The sequence below is a fragment of the Bradyrhizobium sp. genome (assembly GCF_030693485.1).
In the GTDB taxonomy this organism is placed as follows: Bacteria; Pseudomonadota; Alphaproteobacteria; order Rhizobiales; family Xanthobacteraceae; genus Bradyrhizobium.
In genome coordinates, this window is the sequence record NZ_JAUYAN010000363.1 from 1 (window position 1) to 17450 (window position 17450).

Annotated in this window: 19 protein-coding genes; 11 read left to right on the forward strand and 8 right to left on the reverse strand. The window is 64.4% G+C overall.

Annotated features, from left to right (window positions below):
* Positions 1 to 90: 90 nt before the first annotated feature.
* From Q8N40_RS26350 to Q8N40_RS26360, 3 genes are all read right to left on the reverse strand, one after another.
* Positions 91 to 282: a hypothetical protein gene (locus Q8N40_RS26350; RefSeq protein WP_305322586.1), complete on the reverse strand. Its 192-nt coding sequence runs from the start codon at positions 280 to 282 to the stop codon at positions 91 to 93.
* Between the two features lie 230 nt (positions 283 to 512).
* Positions 513 to 1526 carry an aldo/keto reductase gene (locus Q8N40_RS26355; protein WP_305713900.1) on the reverse strand — a complete coding sequence of 338 codons (1014 nt, stop codon included), beginning with the start codon at positions 1524 to 1526 and terminating at the stop codon, positions 513 to 515.
* A gap of 27 nt (positions 1527 to 1553) precedes the next feature.
* The gene (locus tag Q8N40_RS26360) at positions 1554 to 1979 is read right to left on the reverse strand and encodes a PaaI family thioesterase (protein ID WP_305321034.1); all 426 of its coding nucleotides are present in this window, start codon (positions 1977 to 1979) and stop codon (positions 1554 to 1556) included.
* An 81-nt stretch (positions 1980 to 2060) separates the two neighbouring features.
* On the opposite strand from Q8N40_RS26360, the gene Q8N40_RS26365 reads away from it, so the two are divergent.
* The 3 genes from Q8N40_RS26365 (at position 2061) to Q8N40_RS26375 (ending at position 5031) form a co-directional block, all read left to right on the forward strand.
* Positions 2061 to 2690: a CoA pyrophosphatase gene (locus Q8N40_RS26365; protein WP_305713901.1), complete on the forward strand. Its 630-nt coding sequence runs from the start codon at positions 2061 to 2063 to the stop codon at positions 2688 to 2690.
* A 113-nt stretch (positions 2691 to 2803) separates the two neighbouring features.
* Positions 2804 to 3775, forward strand: a complete 972-nt coding sequence (locus Q8N40_RS26370) for a tripartite tricarboxylate transporter substrate binding protein (protein ID WP_305713902.1) — start codon at positions 2804 to 2806, stop codon at positions 3773 to 3775.
* Between the two features lie 59 nt (positions 3776 to 3834).
* The gene (locus Q8N40_RS26375; protein ID WP_371135822.1) at positions 3835 to 5031 is read left to right on the forward strand and encodes a hypothetical protein; all 1197 of its coding nucleotides are present in this window, start codon (positions 3835 to 3837) and stop codon (positions 5029 to 5031) included.
* A 150-nt stretch (positions 5032 to 5181) separates the two neighbouring features.
* On the opposite strand, the gene Q8N40_RS26380 is transcribed toward Q8N40_RS26375, so the two are convergent.
* Positions 5182 to 5505, reverse strand: coding sequence for a hypothetical protein (locus Q8N40_RS26380; protein WP_305321037.1), 324 nt, complete (start codon positions 5503 to 5505; stop codon positions 5182 to 5184).
* A gap of 201 nt (positions 5506 to 5706) precedes the next feature.
* Between Q8N40_RS26380 and Q8N40_RS26385 the strand changes: the two genes are divergently transcribed.
* The gene (locus tag Q8N40_RS26385; RefSeq protein WP_305713903.1) at positions 5707 to 6186 is read left to right on the forward strand and encodes a hypothetical protein; all 480 of its coding nucleotides are present in this window, start codon (positions 5707 to 5709) and stop codon (positions 6184 to 6186) included.
* A 117-nt stretch (positions 6187 to 6303) separates the two neighbouring features.
* On the opposite strand, the gene Q8N40_RS26390 is transcribed toward Q8N40_RS26385, so the two are convergent.
* Together Q8N40_RS26390 and Q8N40_RS26395 are read right to left on the reverse strand one after the other, a co-directional pair.
* Entirely contained in the window at positions 6304 to 7278 is a 975-nt protein-coding gene (locus tag Q8N40_RS26390; RefSeq protein WP_305321039.1) for a TAXI family TRAP transporter solute-binding subunit, read from the reverse strand.
* Between the two features lie 18 nt (positions 7279 to 7296).
* Positions 7297 to 9351 carry a TRAP transporter fused permease subunit gene (locus Q8N40_RS26395; RefSeq protein ID WP_305713904.1) on the reverse strand — a complete coding sequence of 685 codons (2055 nt, stop codon included), beginning with the start codon at positions 9349 to 9351 and terminating at the stop codon, positions 7297 to 7299.
* 226 nt (positions 9352 to 9577) lie between these two features.
* On the opposite strand from Q8N40_RS26395, the gene Q8N40_RS26400 reads away from it, so the two are divergent.
* Entirely contained in the window at positions 9578 to 10384 is an 807-nt protein-coding gene (locus Q8N40_RS26400) for an SDR family NAD(P)-dependent oxidoreductase (RefSeq protein WP_305321041.1), read from the forward strand.
* A 146-nt stretch (positions 10385 to 10530) separates the two neighbouring features.
* Here the strand turns inward: Q8N40_RS26400 and Q8N40_RS26405 are convergent, their stop codons facing one another.
* Positions 10531 to 11301 carry a hypothetical protein gene (locus Q8N40_RS26405; RefSeq protein WP_305713905.1) on the reverse strand — a complete coding sequence of 257 codons (771 nt, stop codon included), beginning with the start codon at positions 11299 to 11301 and terminating at the stop codon, positions 10531 to 10533.
* Positions 11302 to 11486: 185 nt separating this feature from the next.
* Here Q8N40_RS26405 and Q8N40_RS26410 point away from each other — a divergent pair, with 185 nt between their 5' ends.
* The 6 genes from Q8N40_RS26410 (at position 11487) to Q8N40_RS26435 (ending at position 16825) form a co-directional block, all read left to right on the forward strand.
* Positions 11487 to 12263: a hypothetical protein gene (locus Q8N40_RS26410; protein WP_305713906.1), complete on the forward strand. Its 777-nt coding sequence runs from the start codon at positions 11487 to 11489 to the stop codon at positions 12261 to 12263.
* 173 nt (positions 12264 to 12436) lie between these two features.
* Positions 12437 to 14362 (forward strand): propionyl-CoA synthetase, encoded by a 1926-nt coding sequence (locus tag Q8N40_RS26415; protein WP_305713907.1) that lies wholly within the window; start codon positions 12437 to 12439, stop codon positions 14360 to 14362.
* Positions 14363 to 14639: 277 nt separating this feature from the next.
* Positions 14640 to 14903, forward strand: a complete 264-nt coding sequence (locus tag Q8N40_RS26420) for a hypothetical protein (RefSeq protein WP_305713908.1) — start codon at positions 14640 to 14642, stop codon at positions 14901 to 14903.
* Positions 14904 to 14918: 15 nt separating this feature from the next.
* A complete protein-coding gene (locus Q8N40_RS26425; RefSeq protein ID WP_305321046.1) occupies positions 14919 to 15125 on the forward strand; it encodes a DUF6494 family protein in 207 nt (68 codons plus the stop codon).
* 247 nt (positions 15126 to 15372) lie between these two features.
* Positions 15373 to 16578: a M20/M25/M40 family metallo-hydrolase gene (locus tag Q8N40_RS26430; RefSeq protein WP_305713909.1), complete on the forward strand. Its 1206-nt coding sequence runs from the start codon at positions 15373 to 15375 to the stop codon at positions 16576 to 16578.
* A gap of 28 nt (positions 16579 to 16606) precedes the next feature.
* Positions 16607 to 16825 (forward strand): alkylphosphonate utilization protein, encoded by a 219-nt coding sequence (locus tag Q8N40_RS26435; protein ID WP_305713910.1) that lies wholly within the window; start codon positions 16607 to 16609, stop codon positions 16823 to 16825.
* A 10-nt stretch (positions 16826 to 16835) separates the two neighbouring features.
* On the opposite strand, the gene Q8N40_RS26440 is transcribed toward Q8N40_RS26435, so the two are convergent.
* On the reverse strand, positions 16836 to 17051 hold the full coding sequence (locus tag Q8N40_RS26440) for a hypothetical protein (protein ID WP_305713911.1): 216 nt from the start codon (positions 17049 to 17051) through the stop codon (positions 16836 to 16838).
* Between the last annotated feature and the right edge of the window lie 399 nt (positions 17052 to 17450).

Genomic DNA, 17450 nt, shown 5'->3' on the forward strand with positions numbered 1-17450 from the left:
CATCGTGAAGCGCACGACCATCCGGTTAAAATCGTAGTCCTGAAACTGGCCCGCGGTCAGCGCCATGTCGAAAAGCTCCTCGAAGGTTCGTCAGCCGGGAATCGGGAACTTCTTCTTCACCGGCGGCGGATTGAGTTCGAGGATTTTCGACAGGCAGTCTTCCTGGGTGGTGTGGGGGCCGGTGACGAAGGTCCCGCTCACCTTGGTCGAGTACCAGCCCGAAACCACGCCGAGACGCGCCGACTCCTCGGGTTTGACGTGACGTGCGGAAAGAATCTGCATGTTGCTTCCTTGTGAGGCGTCGGCGCGACCGCCGGGCGCGGGGAGGGGTTTTCCTTACCGATGGCGCGCGTCTCGCGCGATCCAACACGAACTGGATCGCTTTCGCGCGCTTTCGCCGGCTTTTGTTGCAAATCGTCGGTTCGCAGCCGGGGAACACAGCCCTGCATCCGGCCAGAGGCGAACCGGAAAAACGATGCGCCTTTCAGGCCCGAATAGCCCTGGTTTTCTTCTCAAGCGGCCGTCCGCGCCCTCCGTCCCTCGATCGGATAGGCCGGATCGTTGAACCCCGGCGTCGAGGGGTGGCCTGATGTGACTAGCCGGTCGATCAGGGCTTCGTCCTCGGCCGTGAAGCGATAGTCCAGCGCGCGCAAGTAGTCGTCCCATTGCTCCTCGGTGCGCGGACCTGCGATTACGCCGGACACGAAGGAAGAGTTCAGCACCCAGCACACCGCGAACTGCCCGGCGGTGATACCGCGGGCCTCGGCATGCTCCTTGATCTGCTGCGCCAGTTTCAGCGATTCCGGCCGCCATTCGGTCTGCATCATGCGCTTGTCGTTGCGCCCGGCGCGGCTGTCATTGTCGGGCGCGGCATCGGGTGCGTATTTGCCGGTCAGCACGCCGCGTGCCAGCGGGCTGTAGGGCACGATGCCGAGGCCGTAATAATGACAGGCCGGAAAATGCTCGACCTCGGGCATCCGGTTCATGGCGTTGTAAGAGGGCTGGCTCGCCACCGGCCGGGCGATGCCGAGGTCGTCGCAGATGTTGCAGATTTCGGCGACCCGCCAGGCCCGGTAATTCGAGACGCCGAAATAGCGCACCTTGCCCTGCTGGATCAGTTCGCCCATCGCGCGCACGGTCTCGGCCAGCGGCGTCGAATGGTCTTCCTTGTGCAGGTAATAGATGTCGATGTAATCGGTGCCGAGCCGCTTCAGGCTTTCCTCCGCGGCCTGCAGCACCCAGCGCCGCGACAGCCCGCCGCGATTGGGATCGTCGCCCATCGAATTGGCGAGTTTCGTCGCGAGCACCCAGCCGTGCCGGTTGTTGGAAATGGCGCGGCCGACCACCTGCTCGGAGCCGCCTTTCGAGTAGGCATCCGCGGTGTCGATGAAATTGACGCCGGCCTCACGCGCCTTGGCGATGATACGGTTCGATGTGGCCTCGTCGGTCGGCCCGCCGAACATCATGCTGCCGAGGCAAATCGGCGAAATCTTCAGGCCGCTGCGGCCGAGGGGTCGGTATTGCATGGGATGGTCCTCGCAATGACGGGAACGTCACGTCTCGGTCTTCAATATCTTGAACACACCGCTGGCCATGGCGATACAGCGTTTGTCGACGGTCACTTCCGTGGTGATGAAGATCAGGCTGCGGGTGGTGCGCACCACATGCGGCTTCGAGACCAGGGTCTCGCCGATCTTGCCGGCCTCGACGAAATGGGTGTCGAACTGAACCGTCGCCAGCGTCGGCTTGCCCGAAACGTAGCGGGCGGTCATGCCGCAGGTTCGGTCCGCGAAGGTCATCAGCACGCCGCCCTGCACCAGGCCGCGGCGGTTATGATGCTTGTCCTGCGCCACCAGCGCATATTCGTGCTCGCCGTCGACCTGGCGCTGCCACAGCGGCCCGATCAAATGCAGAAAGCCTGAGGTTTCGACCACCGTCCAGCCGTCCGATCTAAGCTTTGCGGCGGTCTTGTCGGTCATGTGGTCCTGTCCGGTGCCCTCGCGGGGCATTGATGTCGTGAAGGCATTTCATCAAACGCGGACGTGTTGTAGTCAAGCGGGATGGAGAGGCCGTTCGACCATGCCACAAGGCGGAATATCGCGGCGCGCTGCGCGGCGTTCGCGCGGCTGCCTGCGAACGAACCGATGCCCGCGCTGAAGCGGGCCGCCGTCGCCGTCGCACTCACCGAAACCGAGGCGGCCGGCGGCACCGCGCTGCTGCTGACCCTGCGCGCCTCCGGCCTGCGCGCCCACAGCAACCAATGGGCGCTGCCCGGCGGCCGCTGCGACGAGGGCGAGACGCCGGCAGAGGCCGCGCTGCGCGAGCTGCATGAGGAACTCGGCCTCGAACTCGGCGAGGGCGACGTGCTGGGCCTGCTCGACGATTATCCCACCCGGTCCGGCTACCTGATCACGCCGGTCGTGCTGTGGGCGGGGAGCAGCACGGCGTTGTCGCCCAATCCCGACGAGGTCGCCTCGGTGCATCGCATCGCGCTCGATACCATCGAGGATGCCGACGCCTTCTCCTTCACCACGATTCCGGAAAGCACACGGCGGGTGATCCGCTTCCGCCATGCCGGGCAATTCATCCACGCACCGACCGCAGCGCTGATCTACCAGTTCCGCGAAGTGCTCGCCGGCCGCGACACCCGCGTCGCCGAGCTGGAACAGCCGGTGTTCGCCTGGAAGTGACGGCGAAGCCGTCATTCCGGGTTCGTGCTCCGCATCGCCCCGGAATGACGGAGGATATGTTGCAGACCGCCATTGTTTCAGCGACCATGCGGCCAATAAAAGGGGAGGTGCGAATGCGCATCTGGAACGCTCTTCTCGCCACCGCGGCCTTATTCGCCATCGGCTTGGCCCCGGCCCACACACAGACCTTCCCGAACCGTCCCATCACGCTGGTGATTCCGTTTACGCCGGGCGGCTCGACCACGATCGTCGGCCGCGGCGTCGCCGACAAGATGGGCGAACTGCTCGGCGAGAAAATCGTGGTCGACAACCGTCCCGGCGCCGGCGGCACCATCGGCACCAGGGCGGTGGCGAAAAGCGATCCCGACGGCTACACGCTGCTGCTCGGTTATACCGGCACGCTGGCGATCGGGCCGTCGCTCTACAAGAATGTCGGTTACGACCCGCGCAAGGATTTCGCGCCGATCGGCATGATCGGCAACGCGCCGAATTCGCTGGTGGTCAACCCTTCATTTCCGGCCAAAACCGTCGCCGAACTTATCGCCTACGCCAAAGCCAATCCCGGCAAGGTCAATTTCGGCTCGGCCGGCGCCGGCACCGCCAGCCACATCACCGGCGAATATTTCGCGCGCGCCGCCGGCATCACGCTGGTGCACATTCCCTACAAGGGCACCGGTCCCGTGCTGACCGACCTGCTGGGCGGGCATATCCCGATGGCGTTCGCGCCGATCCCGGCCTCGCACAGCAATGTGGCGGCAGGCAAATTGCGGGCGCTCGCAGTGACCAGCGCGACGCGTTCGAGCCTGCTGCCCGACGTGCCCACGATCGCCGAAGCCAGCCTGCCCGGATTCGACGCGTCGCTGTATTACGGCCTGGCGGCGCCGGCCGGCACGCCGCGGCCCGTTATCGACAGGCTCAACAAGGCCCTGCGCGACGCGCTGGCCTCCGACGAGGTCAAGCGGCAATTGGGGCTCGATGGCACCGAGATCACCCCGGGCACGCCGGAAGACTATGCCGCCTTCATCGACAAGGACGAAAAGAAATGGGCCGGCCTCGTCAAGGCCAGCGGCGTCGAGCAGGAGTGAGGCAGGCGGGCGCGCCGTTTCGGGGCTGACATCGACGGCCGTCTTGCTAAACAGATGCAATGCGCACCTCAGCGATTCGCTTTTGTTTTGGGTTCCCCGCGCTCGTGCTGCTGCTGATGGCGCCGCCGGCGGCGGCCATCGATGCGGCTGTGCTGCCGGCCGCTGCCACCGAGGCGATGGCGCAGGCGGCGTCGCCGCAGGCGATCGCGGAATATCGCCGCAAGCTGAGAGAATATCAGGCGGCGCGGGCGGCCTTTGACGCGGAAGCAGATCCCTATTGGACCGCGATTGCCGAAAAGCGGCGCGGCCGCAACGCCAAGCGGCGCGAGCGCCAGGCCATCACGCTCGACGACTATGTCCTGACCCAGCCGCCGCTGTACACCGGGCCGAAGCGCCCGGTGGATCCGGAGGCCGAGGACATGCCGCCGCGCGAGCGCAAGCCGCTGCCGGTCGTGGCCGATTTCCTGAAAGCCGCGGCGACGCATTTCCAGTTCACGCCGCAGCGTCCGGCCAGCGAGGTCGAGTTCAAGCGCGCCTATGGCCGCATCGCATTGGCGTCCGGGCTGACGCGCGAGCAGATCGTGCGGGTCTACGCGTTCGAGACCGGCGGCAACGGCAATCACGACATGCAGTCCGGATTGAGCGCCTCGCGCCCGGGCTCGCGCGCGATCTCCACCGCGATCGGGTACAACCAGTTGCTCACCACCAACAGCGTCTCGCTGCTCGCCGAACACGGGCAGGAGATCATCAAGGCGTTGACGGACAAGGCCGCCGGGATGTCCGGCCCGGCGCGCAAGGCGATGGATCACAAGCTGGCGGTGTTGAAGCGGATGGTGGCGTTCACGCGCTCGGTGCCGGTGCAGTGGTCGGAGCACGAGAAGCTCGCCGCGACGCCGCATGGCTGGGGCGTCCATGCCATGGTGCTGGACATCGACGTCGGCCCGCTGCTGCAGACCCGCAAGCTCTTGACCTCGGTGCAGTTCGCGCGCGCCAAGGGCTACACGAAACCGCTCAGCGCCGCCGAACTGGAGATGATGAACCTGACCGGCGACTCCACCGGGCTCGACATGGTGACGATGCCGCAGGCGATGCGCGAACAGGTGCCGACCGCGAATTTCTTCCAGCGCGGCGGCTACGAGCGCAATCCGGTAGCGATCCGCCACAACACGGTAGCCAAGCTGCTGGCGATCACCGACAACCGGATGGACGCCAACAGCAACCTGCCGGGCGCCAGGGAATTGGCGGGCGCGCTTTAGGGAATCGTGAAACAGCGTCGTCCCGGCCTCCGCGCCGGGACCTATACGCCGTGTCCCGCCGTTCGGGCACAGCGTGAGATACCTTCTTCAATCACTGACGCCGCGGAGTATGGGTCCCGGCGCGGAGGCCGGGACGACGGGTTCACCAGCTCAACCCGGCCCAAAGCTGAACTTGCCGTCGCCTTCGAGATAGGGGCCGGTGCGCATATAGAGCTGACCGTTCTGACCGATGAAGAACAGCGTGCCCTTCGGCACTTTCTTGGCGCCCTTCAGGAGCAAGCCGGCATTGTTGGTGCCCATCTTGTAGGAGAACGTCTTGCCGTCCTTGCCATAGCCGTAGCCCATGTCCGGCTTCAGTTCCCAGGGCGTCGGCGCGGGGGCTTGCGCCAATGCGGGTGTCGCCGGCGCGGCAAGCGCCGCGGCCACGCCAAGCGCGGCTGCCATCAAAAGGGTCTTGGTCGAAATTCTAGTCATCCTGCATCTCCCAGCGACCGGTCCGAATAAACCGATCTCGATCTCTTGAACAAACCACGAACGTCATTATTCCGTCAACGCGCCTGTTCGCCGCATCGGGCTTCCATAAGACTTTGTGATTTCCCGCCTGCGACTTCGCGACTATGTTCCGGTTCAGGTCTAGAACCGATGTTTCTCGAGACAGATCATAGGATGATTCGGATGAGCCACGTGATGAAGATTGCCCTGGGCGCCGCGCTGGCGCTGGCGACGCTGGTCCCGGTGGCGCATGCCGATGATTTCAAGCTCAGCAACAACCAGCGAATCTCCTGCAGCCGTGGCCTCGCCCCGGGCAAACTCAGCACCGCGACCTGCAAATCCTACGCCTATATCTTCAACGTCAAGACCTCGGAGTATTTCCGCTGCCAGGTCACCCTGGCGCTGACGCGGGACAACAAGGAAGTGATCAACTTGCAGAGCGACGGCAGCTGCGCCAAGCGGCCCCGCATCTTCGACACCGACTCCAGTTATTCGTTCGACGCCACCGAGACCGAGCCGCCGAACACCAATTCGTTCTTCGGCACCGGCGGCTATGCGGTGTGGGCCAGCGACAACACCGCGCGGAAGGTCCGCGGCTGCATCATCATCACCTCCGGCCTCGGCTCCGACATCTCGAAATGCCTCGACATGAAGTTCGAGTGATCGGCCGCAAAATGAATCAGGCGGCGCAGAGGCTGCGCCGCCCGGGAGTTAACTCGATCGTTGTCGTAATTGGTGGGCACGCTTTCGCTTTACCCACCCCACGATGTGGCAGCGAGCTTAGCCGCCGATGCCTTTTTCCTTGAAGTACTTCAGGGCGCCGGGATGGAACGGGATCGGCGAGCGATCCTGCACCTGGTTGTCGAGCGAGAAGCTCAGCGCTTCCTTGTGCACGGCGACGATGTCGGCCTTCTTCTCCACCAGCGTCTTGACGATGGCATAGGCGTCGTCATCGCTCATCTTGGCGCCGGTCACGATCAGGTTCCAGACCTCGGTAATGGCGTTGTCCTTGTCCTGTCCGGGATACGAACCGGCCTTGATCGAGCTCGCAGTGTAGAGCTTGCCGTATTTGGCGTTCATCTTCTCGGCGGTGTCGCTGTGGTCGATCAGCTTCATCTTCATGCCGGGCGTCGCCGCCAGGTCGGTCACGGCGGCGGTCGGAATGCCGCCGACCCAGAAGAACGCGTCGATCTTGCGGTCCTTGACCGCATTTACGGATTCGGCGACGCCGAGCCGCTCGCGCTTCAGATCCTTGTCCTTGTCGAGGCCGGCGGCCTCGATGACGCGAAACGCCATCACTTCGGTGGCGCTGCCCGGCGAGCCCGTGGAGACGCGCTTGCCCTTGAGGTCGGACATCTTCTCGATGCCGGTGCCCTCCACGGTGACGACATGCATGCGGTTCGGATAGACCACCAGCAGCGCCTGCAGCGGCACCTTGCCGCTGGTGAACTTGTCCTTGCCCTGCAGCGCATCGAGCGCGGCGTCGGCCATGGTGAACGCCATCTCGCTCTGACCCGAGGCGATCAGCTTGAGATTGTCGACCGATCCGCCGGTGACCTCAGCGGTGGCCTGCACGTTCGGCAGGTTCTTCGACAGCACGTTGGCCACCGCGCCGCCGAGCGGATAATAGACGCCGCCGGTTCCGCCGGTGCCGATCGACATGGTCTTCTGCTGGGCGTGAACCACTCCGGCGAGCGCGAGCCCCGCCGAGAGGGTCATCGCCAGTATCGCCGCGGTCTTTTTCGTTCTCGTCATTTCAAGTTCACTCCCTGATTAAGTTGTGAGGGCCGGTTGTTTGGGTGTTGGTGTTCTGGCCTGCCACAGCAGCACGCCGAGGCCGATGATCATTCCAGGCACGTAAGTATAGCTGATGTCACGTCCGGTGGCCCATTCGACGATCGCCTCGATCAGGCTGGGGAACACCAGCAGCAGTCCCGATAGCAGAAGCAACACGCCCTCGATCGGCTTATTTTGTCGCAGCGCCCAGTTTTGCGCAACCGCGGCGAGCGCGATCAGTCCGAGCGTTGTCTTGATTGTGATCTCGAGGATATCGACCCACGATCCGCCCTTGGGAATGTTGAGCAGCAGGCCGACGCCCTGCGGGTCGAGCACGAACACGAACGGAACCAGGAACGCCGGCAGGGTATATTTCCACGACTGCAATGTGGTCCGGTACGGATCGCCGCCAGTGATGGCGGCGGCCGCGAACGGCGACAGCGCGGTCGGCGGCGAGACTTCCGACAACACCGCGTAATAGAAGATGAACATGTGGGCGGCGTAATCGGGCACGCCGAGTTTTATCAATGCGGGCGCGGCGATCACCGCGCAGATGATGTAGGAGGCGGTTACCGGCACCGCCAGACCGATGATCCAGACGATCAGCGCGGTATAGATCGCGGTCAGCAGCAGGCTGCCGCCGGCATAGGCGATCACGATCGACGAGAATTTCAGGCCGAGGCCGGTCAGGGTCACGACGCCGACGACGATGCCGGCGCAGGCGCAAGTGGTCGCGGCGTTTAGCGCGCCAATCGAGCCGTCGGCCAGCGCCTTCATCAGCTTCTTCGGCACCAGCGAAGTTTCCCTGCGCAGGAAGCTCAGCGCGAAGGTCACCGCGGTGGCGTAGAATACCGAAAGCGCCGGCGAGTAGCCGATCACCATGAACACCACGACGGCGAGCAGCGAGATGAAGTGGAAGCCGTAACGCCGCGTCATCAGGCCGAGCGACATTTCCGGCGTGAAGTCGACGTCCTTGGCGCCGTATTTCTTGGCGTCGAGTTCGACCATGATCAGCAGCGACAGATAATACAGACAGGTCGGAATCAGCGCCATCCAGATCACGTCGAGATAGCTGATCTTGAGGAACTCGGCGATCAGGAAGGCGGCGGCGCCCAGCACCGGCGGCGAAAGGATCGCCCCGAGCCCGCCGGCCGCCAGCAGTCCGCCGGCGGCGTTCTTCTCGAAGCCCGCCTTCGCCAGCATCGGATATGCGACCGTGCCGATCATCACGGTGGTGGCGACGCCGGATCCCGAGGGGCCGCCGAGCAGGAACGACGACAGCACCACGGTGCGCCCGGCGCTGTTCGACTTGCCGCCCATCACCGCCAGCGAGAAATCAATGAAGAACTTTCCGGCGCCGGACTGCTGCAGGAACGCGCCGTAGATCGTGAACAGGATGATCAGCGTGGCGGAGACGTCGACCGCGACGCCGAAAATGCCCTCCAGCGTGATGAAGAGATGGCCGACCAGCCGCGGCAGTTCGTAGCCGCGATGGGTCCATGGTGCCGGCAAATGCGGGCCGAGCATCGCATAGGCAATGAACAATATGGCGACGACCGGCATGATCGGCCCGGTGGTGCGGCGGGTCGCCTCCAGCAGCAGGATGATGAACACGATGCCGACGATGACGTCCATGCGTTCGGGCGAGGTGGCGCGGTCGGTAAAATCCTCGCCGCCCCACAACGCATAGACGATGGTCGCCACCGCGAACAGGCCGGGCACCACGTCCCACCAGCGTACCCGGTTGCGAAACCGCGTCGCGAGCGGAAACAGCAGGAAGCTCAGGATCAGGGTGAAGGCGACGTGGGTGTAACGCAGTTCCTGGGTCGGAACGATCGCGTAGGCGGCGTAGAGATGGAACAGGCTCATGGTCACGGCAAGGGTGGTCGAGACCCGCCCCCACCAGCCCATCAGCCGGTTGGCCGCGCCCTCGTCGGCCTCGATAAAGGCCTCGGCCCGCTGCAGCGCCTCGTCGGAAATGGCGACGGTGTCGTCATTGGGCGATGTTTTGCCAGATTCTGGCTTGCCATGCGTTGATGTGTCTGCGGCCATGCTTCCCCCGAAACGCTTTTGACATGGCCTGGCCTGGCTGGCCGCGCCCTCGATTGCGCCGCATTGATCCCGGTTTTCGGTAACCGTGGCAAGGGCTTCCGGCAGGATTTCGGGACTGTTCTTGCGCCATCCCGGATTGCGCCCCGGGGCATGCCGGCGGCGTGACCGCGGGGCTCCTTCCGGGCTACAAGGGTTCCCAAAGATTGACAAAAGGGGGAGAAGATCGATGCAACGCCTCAAGGGCAAGACAGCGATGGTGGTCGGCGCCGGTTCGATCGGGCCGGGCTGGGGCAACGGCAAGGCGACCGCGGTGACCTTCGCGCGCGAGGGCGCGCAGGTGTTCTGCGTCGACCGCAACGGCAAGGCGGCGCAGGAAACCGTCGATATCATCGCCTCGGAGGGCGGCACCGCGGCGGCGTTCACCGCCGATGTGTCCAAAGCCAGCGAGGTCGAGGCGATGGTGGCGGCCTGCCTCGAGACCTATGGCCGCATCGACGTGCTCGACAACAATGTCGGCATCGCCGAGATGGGCAGCGTGGTCGAGGTGACCGAGGCGGAATGGGACCGCGTCTTCGCGGTGAATCTGAAGAGCGCCTTCCTCGCCATGAAGCACGTCATCCCGGTGATGGTGCGGCAGGGTGGCGGCTCGATCATCAACATTTCGTCGATCGCCTCGATCCGCCATCTCGGGATCTCCTATGTCAGCTACGGCACATCCAAGGCCGCGATGAACCAGATGACCAAGACCACCGCGGTCGAATTCGCGTCGAAACATGTTCGCGTCAACGCCATCCTGCCCGGCCTGATGAAGACGCCGATGGTCGAGCATTCCGCCGGCCTCGCCTCGAGCTATGCCGGCGGCGATGTCGAGGCGATGTGGCGGGCGCGCGATGCGCAGGTGCCGATGGGACACATGGGCGACGCCTGGGACGTCGCCAACGCCGCGCTGTTCCTCGCCTCCGACGAATCGAAATACGTCACCGGGCTGGAATTGATCGTCGATGGCGGGATCACGGTGAAGGCGGGGAGTTAGGCGCGAAGGCGAACCAACTCCGCTGTCGTCCCAGCGAAAGCAGGGACCCAAACGCCGCGGCTTCTCGTTGGAAAAAAATTGTTCGACGATATTGTGTAACCCTGACCGCTGGTAGTTATGGGTCCCTGCGTTCGCAGGGACGCCGATTACTGTGCCATCGCCAAAATGCCGCCCGCCAGCGAATGCCACGCCGCCGTGGTGCTGAGCGGCCAGTTCAGCAGTTTCACCGCGATCAGCGCGATGCCGCCATAGAGATAGACCGGATGCGGACGCCCGCGTGTGCGCCAGTCCCAGGCAATAGCGACCACCAGAAGGAGATAGGCGACGAACGCCGGCGGGATGGTGATAAACACCGGCGGCGGGCCGATGGCGCCGGGCGGCGCCAGAAACGTCAAAAACCAGCGCGCCACCGCGGCGTCGAGCAGCGAGATGCCGGCCAGCAGCATCAACCGCTTGTGGATCTCCTTTTGCCGCACATTGGCGATCGCCAGCGTAAACACGACGGCGAAAAACAGCATGCCGCTGAGCGGCACGATCGCGAACGCGATGCCTTCATCGGTCATGCCGATGGCGGCGGAGCGCTTCATCGCGCTGACCGCCACCAGGAAGCCGGAGATCGTCATCGCCGTCGCCAGCGACACGCCGATCATGCCCATGGTCCGGTGCCGCATCATTTGTCCGGATGCGGCGAGCCAGCTCTGGAAGGCGAAATACAGCGTCCAGGCGAAGAACAGCAGGCCATGGAAATGCACCACCGGCATCGGCGGAAATTTTCCCGCCGCCATCGGCACGAAATAGGTTGGGGCGAAGCCGAGAAAGGCGACGGCGATGCAGGCCAGCGCCATGTAGAAGTAGAAATATTGTGCGAGCGATGTCACGCGCGCGTGAACGTGTTTGTCGTCGATGAGCGTGGTCATGGCAGGCTGGTCTCCGAAGCGAATTAATGGGTCTTCGGAACCGCATTTTGGTTCAAGGAAAAATTTCGCAACAGGCATGCGAATCCGGGTGCCGATCGGCACTCAGTTCGGCCGAAGCCCGATTTGCGCCGCTCTTGCCGGGCGCGACTCTCTCCCATATTGAGGGTTCTTTGCCGGGTAGATCGATGCGACTTCGTCCTGCCGTCCTGATCCGCAAAGTGGCCGTCGCACTTGTCCTGGCGACGGCATCGCTGCACGGCGCTTTCGCCACCGGCGCGAGGCCGCCGGCCGATCCGCTGATCGACCCCGCGCCCTGCGTCGCCGCCGCGGCGGCCGACGATGCCGGCAGGACCATCGCCGTTTGCGGCGGGCTGATCGATCATGCCAAGACGGCGAAGGCCGACCGGATCAAGGCGCTGATCGCGCGCGCCGGCGCCTACCAGCGCCAGGACCTGATCGACCGCGCCATCGGGGATTACGACGCCGTGCTGCGGCTCGATCCGGCGCTGGCGGACATCTTCAACACGCGCGGCGAACTCTGGCGCAAGAAGGGCGACCGGGGTCGCGCGCTGGCCGATTTCGCCGCCGCCGCCAGGCTCAACCCCGATCACCCGACCGCCAAGGCCAGCCACCGGGCGCTGGCGCAGGAGCTGGAGCGCCTCGGCGCGCAGATGGCGGTCGCCGGCAGGCCGAGTTTCAACTGCGCGACATCCAGGCTTCCGGTGGAGAAGGCGATCTGCGCCAATCCGGAACTGGCCGATCTCGATCGCGAGATCAACGACATGCACATCATCGTGGTCCGCGAAGCCAAGGGCGTCCATGCGCACATGAAGCGAGCCTTGCAGCGCGATCAGGCGGCATTTCTGGTCAGGCGCAATGCGGAGTTCGGCCGGCCGGGCTACGACCTGCACAAGGCCATGAAGGCGCGGCTGCGGCAGATCGTGGGCGCCGATGGCTTCTAGGCGACAGCGCGGCCCGTCCGCCCGCAGCGTTTTCGCCTTGAATTGTCGGGTCATCCCGTGACAATGCCCGGAAAAGCGGCTGAGCTTGATCCTGGTCATGGCCGGGCTCAAGTCGGTCATCCATCCTTGCTCGCTGAATGAGACAACAAGCCGAGCCGTGCGGGAGCGACGCCATGAACATCCAGAACACCAGCCGCTACCACGAGGTCCATGCCCGTTCGCTGAAGGACCCGGAAGGTTTCTGGGGCGAGGCGGCGCGCGAGATCGACTGGATCGAGCCGGCGAAGAAGGTGTTCGACCCCGCCATGGGGCTATACGGCCGCTGGTTCGCCCGCGCCATGGTCAACACCTGCTATAACGCGCTCGACCGCCATGTCGCCAACGGCCGCGCCGATCAGGTGGCGCTGATCCATGATTCGCCGCTGGCCAATCCGTCGGGACCCAGCACCGTCACCAAATTCACCTATGCCGAGATGCTGGCCGAGGTGAAGACGCTCGCCGCCATCATGCAGGATTTCGGCGTGGCGAAAGGCGACCGCGTCATCCTCTATATGCCGATGGTGCCGGAAGCCGTGGTGGCGATGCTGGCCTGCGCGCGGATCGGCGCGGTGCACAGCGTGGTTTTCGGCGGTTTTGCCGCGAAAGAACTCGCTACCCGGATCGAGGACGCCCAACCAAAGCTGATTTTTTCAGCGAGCTGCGGGCTCGAGCCCGGCCGCCTCGTGCAGTACAAGCCGCTGCTCGATGAAGCGATCGGTCTTTCGAGCGTGAAGCCCGCGGCCTGTATCATCCTGCAGCGGCCGCAGCTGCGCTGCGATCTCGTGAGCGGTCGCGATCACGATTGGGCGGATTTGCGCGCCAGGGCGATCTCGGCAAAAAAATCCGCCGGCTGCGTGCCGGTACTGGCGACCGATCCGCTCTATATTCTCTACACCTCCGGCACGACAGGCAAGCCGAAGGGCGTGGTGCGCGACAATGGCGGGCATCTGGTCGCGCTGAAATGGTCGATGTTCAACCTCTATGGCGTCAAGCCGGGCGAGGTCTGGTGGTGCGGCTCCGACATCGGCTGGGTGGTCGGCCACAGCTACATCATCTACGGCCCGCTGCTGCATGGTGCGACCTCGATCATGTATGAGGGCAAGCCGATCGGCACGCCGGATGCCGGCGCGTTCTGGCGGGTGATCTCGGAGCACAAGGCGGTGGCGCTGTTCACCGCGCCAACCGCGTTCCGCGCCATCCGGAAGGAAGACCCGGACGGAAAATTCATCCGGCAATATGACCTTTCGAAATTCCGCACGCTGTTTCTGGCCGGCGAGCGCGCCGATCCGCCGACGGTGGAATGGGCCGAGCAGCAGCTGAAGGTGCCTGTCATCGACCACTGGTGGCAGACCGAAACCGGCTGGTGCATCGCCGGCAACCCGGTCGGCCTCGGCATGCTGCCCGTCAAACACGGCTCGCCGACGGTGCCGATGCCGGGCTACCGGGTCGAGGTGGTCGACGAAGCCTCGAAACCGCTGCCCGCGGGCACCATGGGCTCGATCGTCATCAAGCTGCCGATGCCGCCGGGCTGCCTGCCGACGCTGTGGCAACAGGACGAGCGCTGCAAGGAAGCCTATTTCAACGAATTCCCCGGCTACTACAAAACCTCCGATGCTGGCTACATCGATGAGGACGGCTACGTCTTCGTGATGGGCCGCACCGACGACATCATCAACGTCGCCGGCCACCGGCTCTCCACCGGCGGCATGGAAGAGATTCTCGCCGCGCATCCCGACGTCGCCGAATGCGCGGTGCTCGGCATCAAGGACGCCATCAAGGGCGAGGTGCCCTGCGGCTTCCTGGTGCTGAAGGCCGGCGTGGCGCGCAGCCATGCCGAGATCGAAAAGGAGATCGTGGCGCTGGTGCGCGACAAGCTCGGACCCGTAGCGGCGTTCAAGCTCGCGATCACGGTGGGCCGGCTGCCGAAGACCCGCTCCGGAAAAATCCTGCGCGGCACCATCAAGAAGATCGCCGACGGCGATCAATGGACCATGCCCGCCACCATCGAGGATCCCAAGGTGCTGGAGGAAATCGAGGGCGCGCTGAAGGGCAGGGTGTGAGGGACGAGCGGGCACCGTCCCTCGGTTCCGTCATTGCGAGGAGCACTTGCGACGAAGCAATCCATTCTTCCCTTGTGTGGCACGATGGATTGCTTCGCGGAGCCTGTCATCGGGCGGCGCTTTGCGCCGACCCGTTGGCTCGCAATGACGACGGAGGGTTTTACTCCGCCTCGATCAACGAAATTGCCTTGATTTCGATGGATTGCCGGGTCACCTAGCGCGAAGACGCGCTTCGCGCTTCTGCCCGGCCATGACGAAATGAGATAACGGACAAACCATGCGACGCAATTCGGTACGGCTCCTCGGACTCCTCCTCCTCGCGCCCCTGCTCGCGGGCTGCCTCGAGCGCGGACAGCCGACCATGGCCGACACGTCAGGCGACGACGACGCGTTCTGCGCCCGCAGCCATGCCGTCGGCTCAACGGACTTTGTCAACTGCCGCAAGGACCGCGACGTCCAGCGCGCCAATGCCAATTCGCGCGTCGACAAGCGGCAGCGCAATCTCGGCGAATACATGCTCAACAATCCGACACGGCCTTAAGGTCAGGAGACCATCATGGACGAGGACAAATTCAACACCAGCCTGCGCGGCTTTCTCAAGAAAGTCGGCATCACCTCGCAGCGCGAGATCGAGAAGGCGGTGCGCGACGCCGTCGCTTCCGGCCGCCTCAAGGGCAACGAGAAACTGCCGGCCAAGATGGTGCTGACCATCGGCGGCATCAGCCTGACGCACGAGATCACCGAACAGATCGAACTGGGTTAGGGGCGGGAGCCGGCCTCATCCTGAGGAGTCGCGCGCGCTTCGCGTGGCGTCTCGAAGGAAGCAGCAGGCAATGTGCCAGATGGTTCGAGACGCGCGCCGGACAGCGCGAGCGCGCTGCCGGACGCGCTCCTCACCATGAGGAAGCGGGGTGGGCCGCAAATTATCTTCGCGGATCGCGCTCAGGAAGCCTTGCGAAACAACGGGCCGCGAAGGATGTTCACACGCTCCGTTCATCGAGGGATTCGTCATGACTGTCGACGTCAAAGCCGCTACTGACCGCCTGATGCGCTTTCTCTCCGTCGAGGGCGTCACCGGAAAGGAAGCCGCGATCGGGCGCGAGCTCGCCGCGGCGCTGCGGGAAGGCGGCGTGCCTGACGACGCGATCCGCCTCGACGACGCCAACACGCGCATTCCCGTGCCGACCGAGACCGGCAACCTCATCGTCGATCTGCCTGGCCGCGGCGCGATGCACAACCAGCCGCGGATCATGTTCATGACCCACATGGATACCGTGCCGCTGTGCGCCGGAGCGAAGCCGAAGCTGGCGGGGCGCAAGATCGTCAACGAGGCGAAGACCGCGCTCGGCGGCGACAACCGTTGCGGCTGCGGCGTTCTGGTCACGCTGGCCGCCGAACTGGCAAAACAGAAGCTCGATCATCCGCCGATCACGCTGCTGTTCTGTGTGCGCGAGGAGAGCGGGCTTTGGGGCGCGCGCCACGTCAGGACCGCCGACCTCGGCTCGCCGGTCATGGCCTTCAACTACGACGGCGGCTCGGCCTCCAATGTCGTCATCGGCGCCGTCGGCGCGGATCGCTGGCAGGTCGAGATTTTCGGCCGCGCTTCGCACGCCGGCGTCGCACCGGAGCGCGGGATCAGCTCGACCATGATCCTGGCGCTCGCGCTCGCCGACGTGAAGGCCGGCGGCTGGTTCGGCAAAGTGATGAAAGGCAAGGGGCAAGACAGGAAGCAGGGCACCAGCAATGTCGGTCCCGTCACCGGCGGCGAGGGCCGGCCGGCCGGAGACGCCACCAACGTCGTCACCGACTACGTGCATGTGCGCGGCGAAAGCCGCAGCCACGACGGCAAGTTCTTCAGGGAGATCACCAGGGCCTACAAGGCGGCCTTCGAGAAGGCCGCCAGGCGCGTCAGGAACAGCGATGGCAAGTCAGGCCGCGTCAAGTTCAAGGCCGAGACCGACTATTACCCGTTCCGCATGAAGGACAGCCTGCCGGTGGTCAAGCGCGCCGCCGCGGCCGTGTCCGGCATCGGCGGAACGCCGGTTATCCGCACCGCGAATGGCGGGTTGGACGCCAACTGGATGGTCCGCCACGGTATTCCCACCGTGACTTTCGGCGCCGGGCAGAACGAAGTGCACACGATCGACGAGTGGATCAATCTCGACGAGTACGACCGGGCGTGCGCGCTCGCGGTGCAGCTCGCGACCATGCGGTAAACCTCACCGTCACAAAGGACATCACCACATGGACATCAAGGTCAGGGACGCCAACGGCGCGCTGCTCGCCGAGGGCGACAGCGTCACGCTGATCAAGGACCTCAAGCTGAAGGGGTCGTCGACAGTGCTCAAGCGTGGCACCGTCATCAGGGGTATTCACCTCACCGACAACGCCGACGAGATCGAAGGCCGCACCGACAAGGTCAAGGGCCTGGTGCTGCGCACGGAGTTTCTGAAGAAGGCGTGAGGGGCCCGCTCTAGCGCGACAGGTTGCTCAGCTTGGTTCCGATCGCGACCGTCATCAGTCCGAAGCCGGCATAGGCGAGATATTCCGGATGGTGACAGAACATCTGCGAGGTCGAGCAGATTTCGCCGGCCCAGGAGGTGCCGACGGAAATCTGCGAAGCGGCTTGCTTGAACAGGAAAGCGGTCCCGCCGAGCAGGATCGCCAGTAGAAATGAGATGACCGCCATGTTCGATATCGTCCTGTCGTCAGCCGGTCGTTTTACCTGCTGATCGCCAAAAGTATCTCCGGATTTTTACGGGGATTGTCGCCGCTGCCGCGGGGACGCGCGCGGTCGGCTAACCGATCCGATGAGGCGAATGTGACGGTGTGTGACTACCCGACGGGCAAATCACTTCGGTTTATCGGAATAGGTGTCAAGCCCCTCGCGGAAAAATATTTCGGTTTTACAGAATTGAAAATCAGTTTATACCGATAGCCATCCCGTCCCACTCCGAGCAACTGTGCTGAAGTAGACCGGTGATCGGCCGGCCTCAAGGCTGGCGCGAAGCGCGCCCCCGCCTTCGGCGGCTGACGGCCTTGACCCCGTCCGTTCCCCGGTCTGTTGGCTTGGCATGCGCTCGGTCGA

Coding starts and splice junctions, on each gene's coding strand:
- Q8N40_RS26425 (WP_305321046.1), top strand. CDS start 14,919: ATGGACGAGGACAAATTCAACACCAGCCTGCGCGGCTTTCTCAAGAAA.
- Q8N40_RS26395 (WP_305713904.1), bottom strand. CDS start 9,351: ATGGCCGCAGACACATCAACGCATGGCAAGCCAGAATCTGGCAAAACA.
- Q8N40_RS26440 (WP_305713911.1), bottom strand. CDS start 17,051: ATGGCGGTCATCTCATTTCTACTGGCGATCCTGCTCGGCGGGACCGCT.
- Q8N40_RS26360 (WP_305321034.1), bottom strand. CDS start 1,979: ATGACCGACAAGACCGCCGCAAAGCTTAGATCGGACGGCTGGACGGTG.
- Q8N40_RS26370 (WP_305713902.1), top strand. CDS start 2,804: ATGCGCATCTGGAACGCTCTTCTCGCCACCGCGGCCTTATTCGCCATC.
- Q8N40_RS26430 (WP_305713909.1), top strand. CDS start 15,373: ATGACTGTCGACGTCAAAGCCGCTACTGACCGCCTGATGCGCTTTCTC.
- Q8N40_RS26350 (WP_305322586.1), bottom strand. CDS start 282: ATGCAGATTCTTTCCGCACGTCACGTCAAACCCGAGGAGTCGGCGCGT.
- Q8N40_RS26405 (WP_305713905.1), bottom strand. CDS start 11,301: ATGACCACGCTCATCGACGACAAACACGTTCACGCGCGCGTGACATCG.
- Q8N40_RS26420 (WP_305713908.1), top strand. CDS start 14,640: ATGCGACGCAATTCGGTACGGCTCCTCGGACTCCTCCTCCTCGCGCCC.
- Q8N40_RS26415 (WP_305713907.1), top strand. CDS start 12,437: ATGAACATCCAGAACACCAGCCGCTACCACGAGGTCCATGCCCGTTCG.
- Q8N40_RS26375 (WP_371135822.1), top strand. CDS start 3,835: ATGCGCACCTCAGCGATTCGCTTTTGTTTTGGGTTCCCCGCGCTCGTG.
- Q8N40_RS26410 (WP_305713906.1), top strand. CDS start 11,487: ATGCGACTTCGTCCTGCCGTCCTGATCCGCAAAGTGGCCGTCGCACTT.
- Q8N40_RS26390 (WP_305321039.1), bottom strand. CDS start 7,278: ATGACGAGAACGAAAAAGACCGCGGCGATACTGGCGATGACCCTCTCG.
- Q8N40_RS26435 (WP_305713910.1), top strand. CDS start 16,607: ATGGACATCAAGGTCAGGGACGCCAACGGCGCGCTGCTCGCCGAGGGC.
- Q8N40_RS26380 (WP_305321037.1), bottom strand. CDS start 5,505: ATGACTAGAATTTCGACCAAGACCCTTTTGATGGCAGCCGCGCTTGGC.
- Q8N40_RS26385 (WP_305713903.1), top strand. CDS start 5,707: ATGAGCCACGTGATGAAGATTGCCCTGGGCGCCGCGCTGGCGCTGGCG.
- Q8N40_RS26355 (WP_305713900.1), bottom strand. CDS start 1,526: ATGCAATACCGACCCCTCGGCCGCAGCGGCCTGAAGATTTCGCCGATT.
- Q8N40_RS26365 (WP_305713901.1), top strand. CDS start 2,061: ATGGAGAGGCCGTTCGACCATGCCACAAGGCGGAATATCGCGGCGCGC.
- Q8N40_RS26400 (WP_305321041.1), top strand. CDS start 9,578: ATGCAACGCCTCAAGGGCAAGACAGCGATGGTGGTCGGCGCCGGTTCG.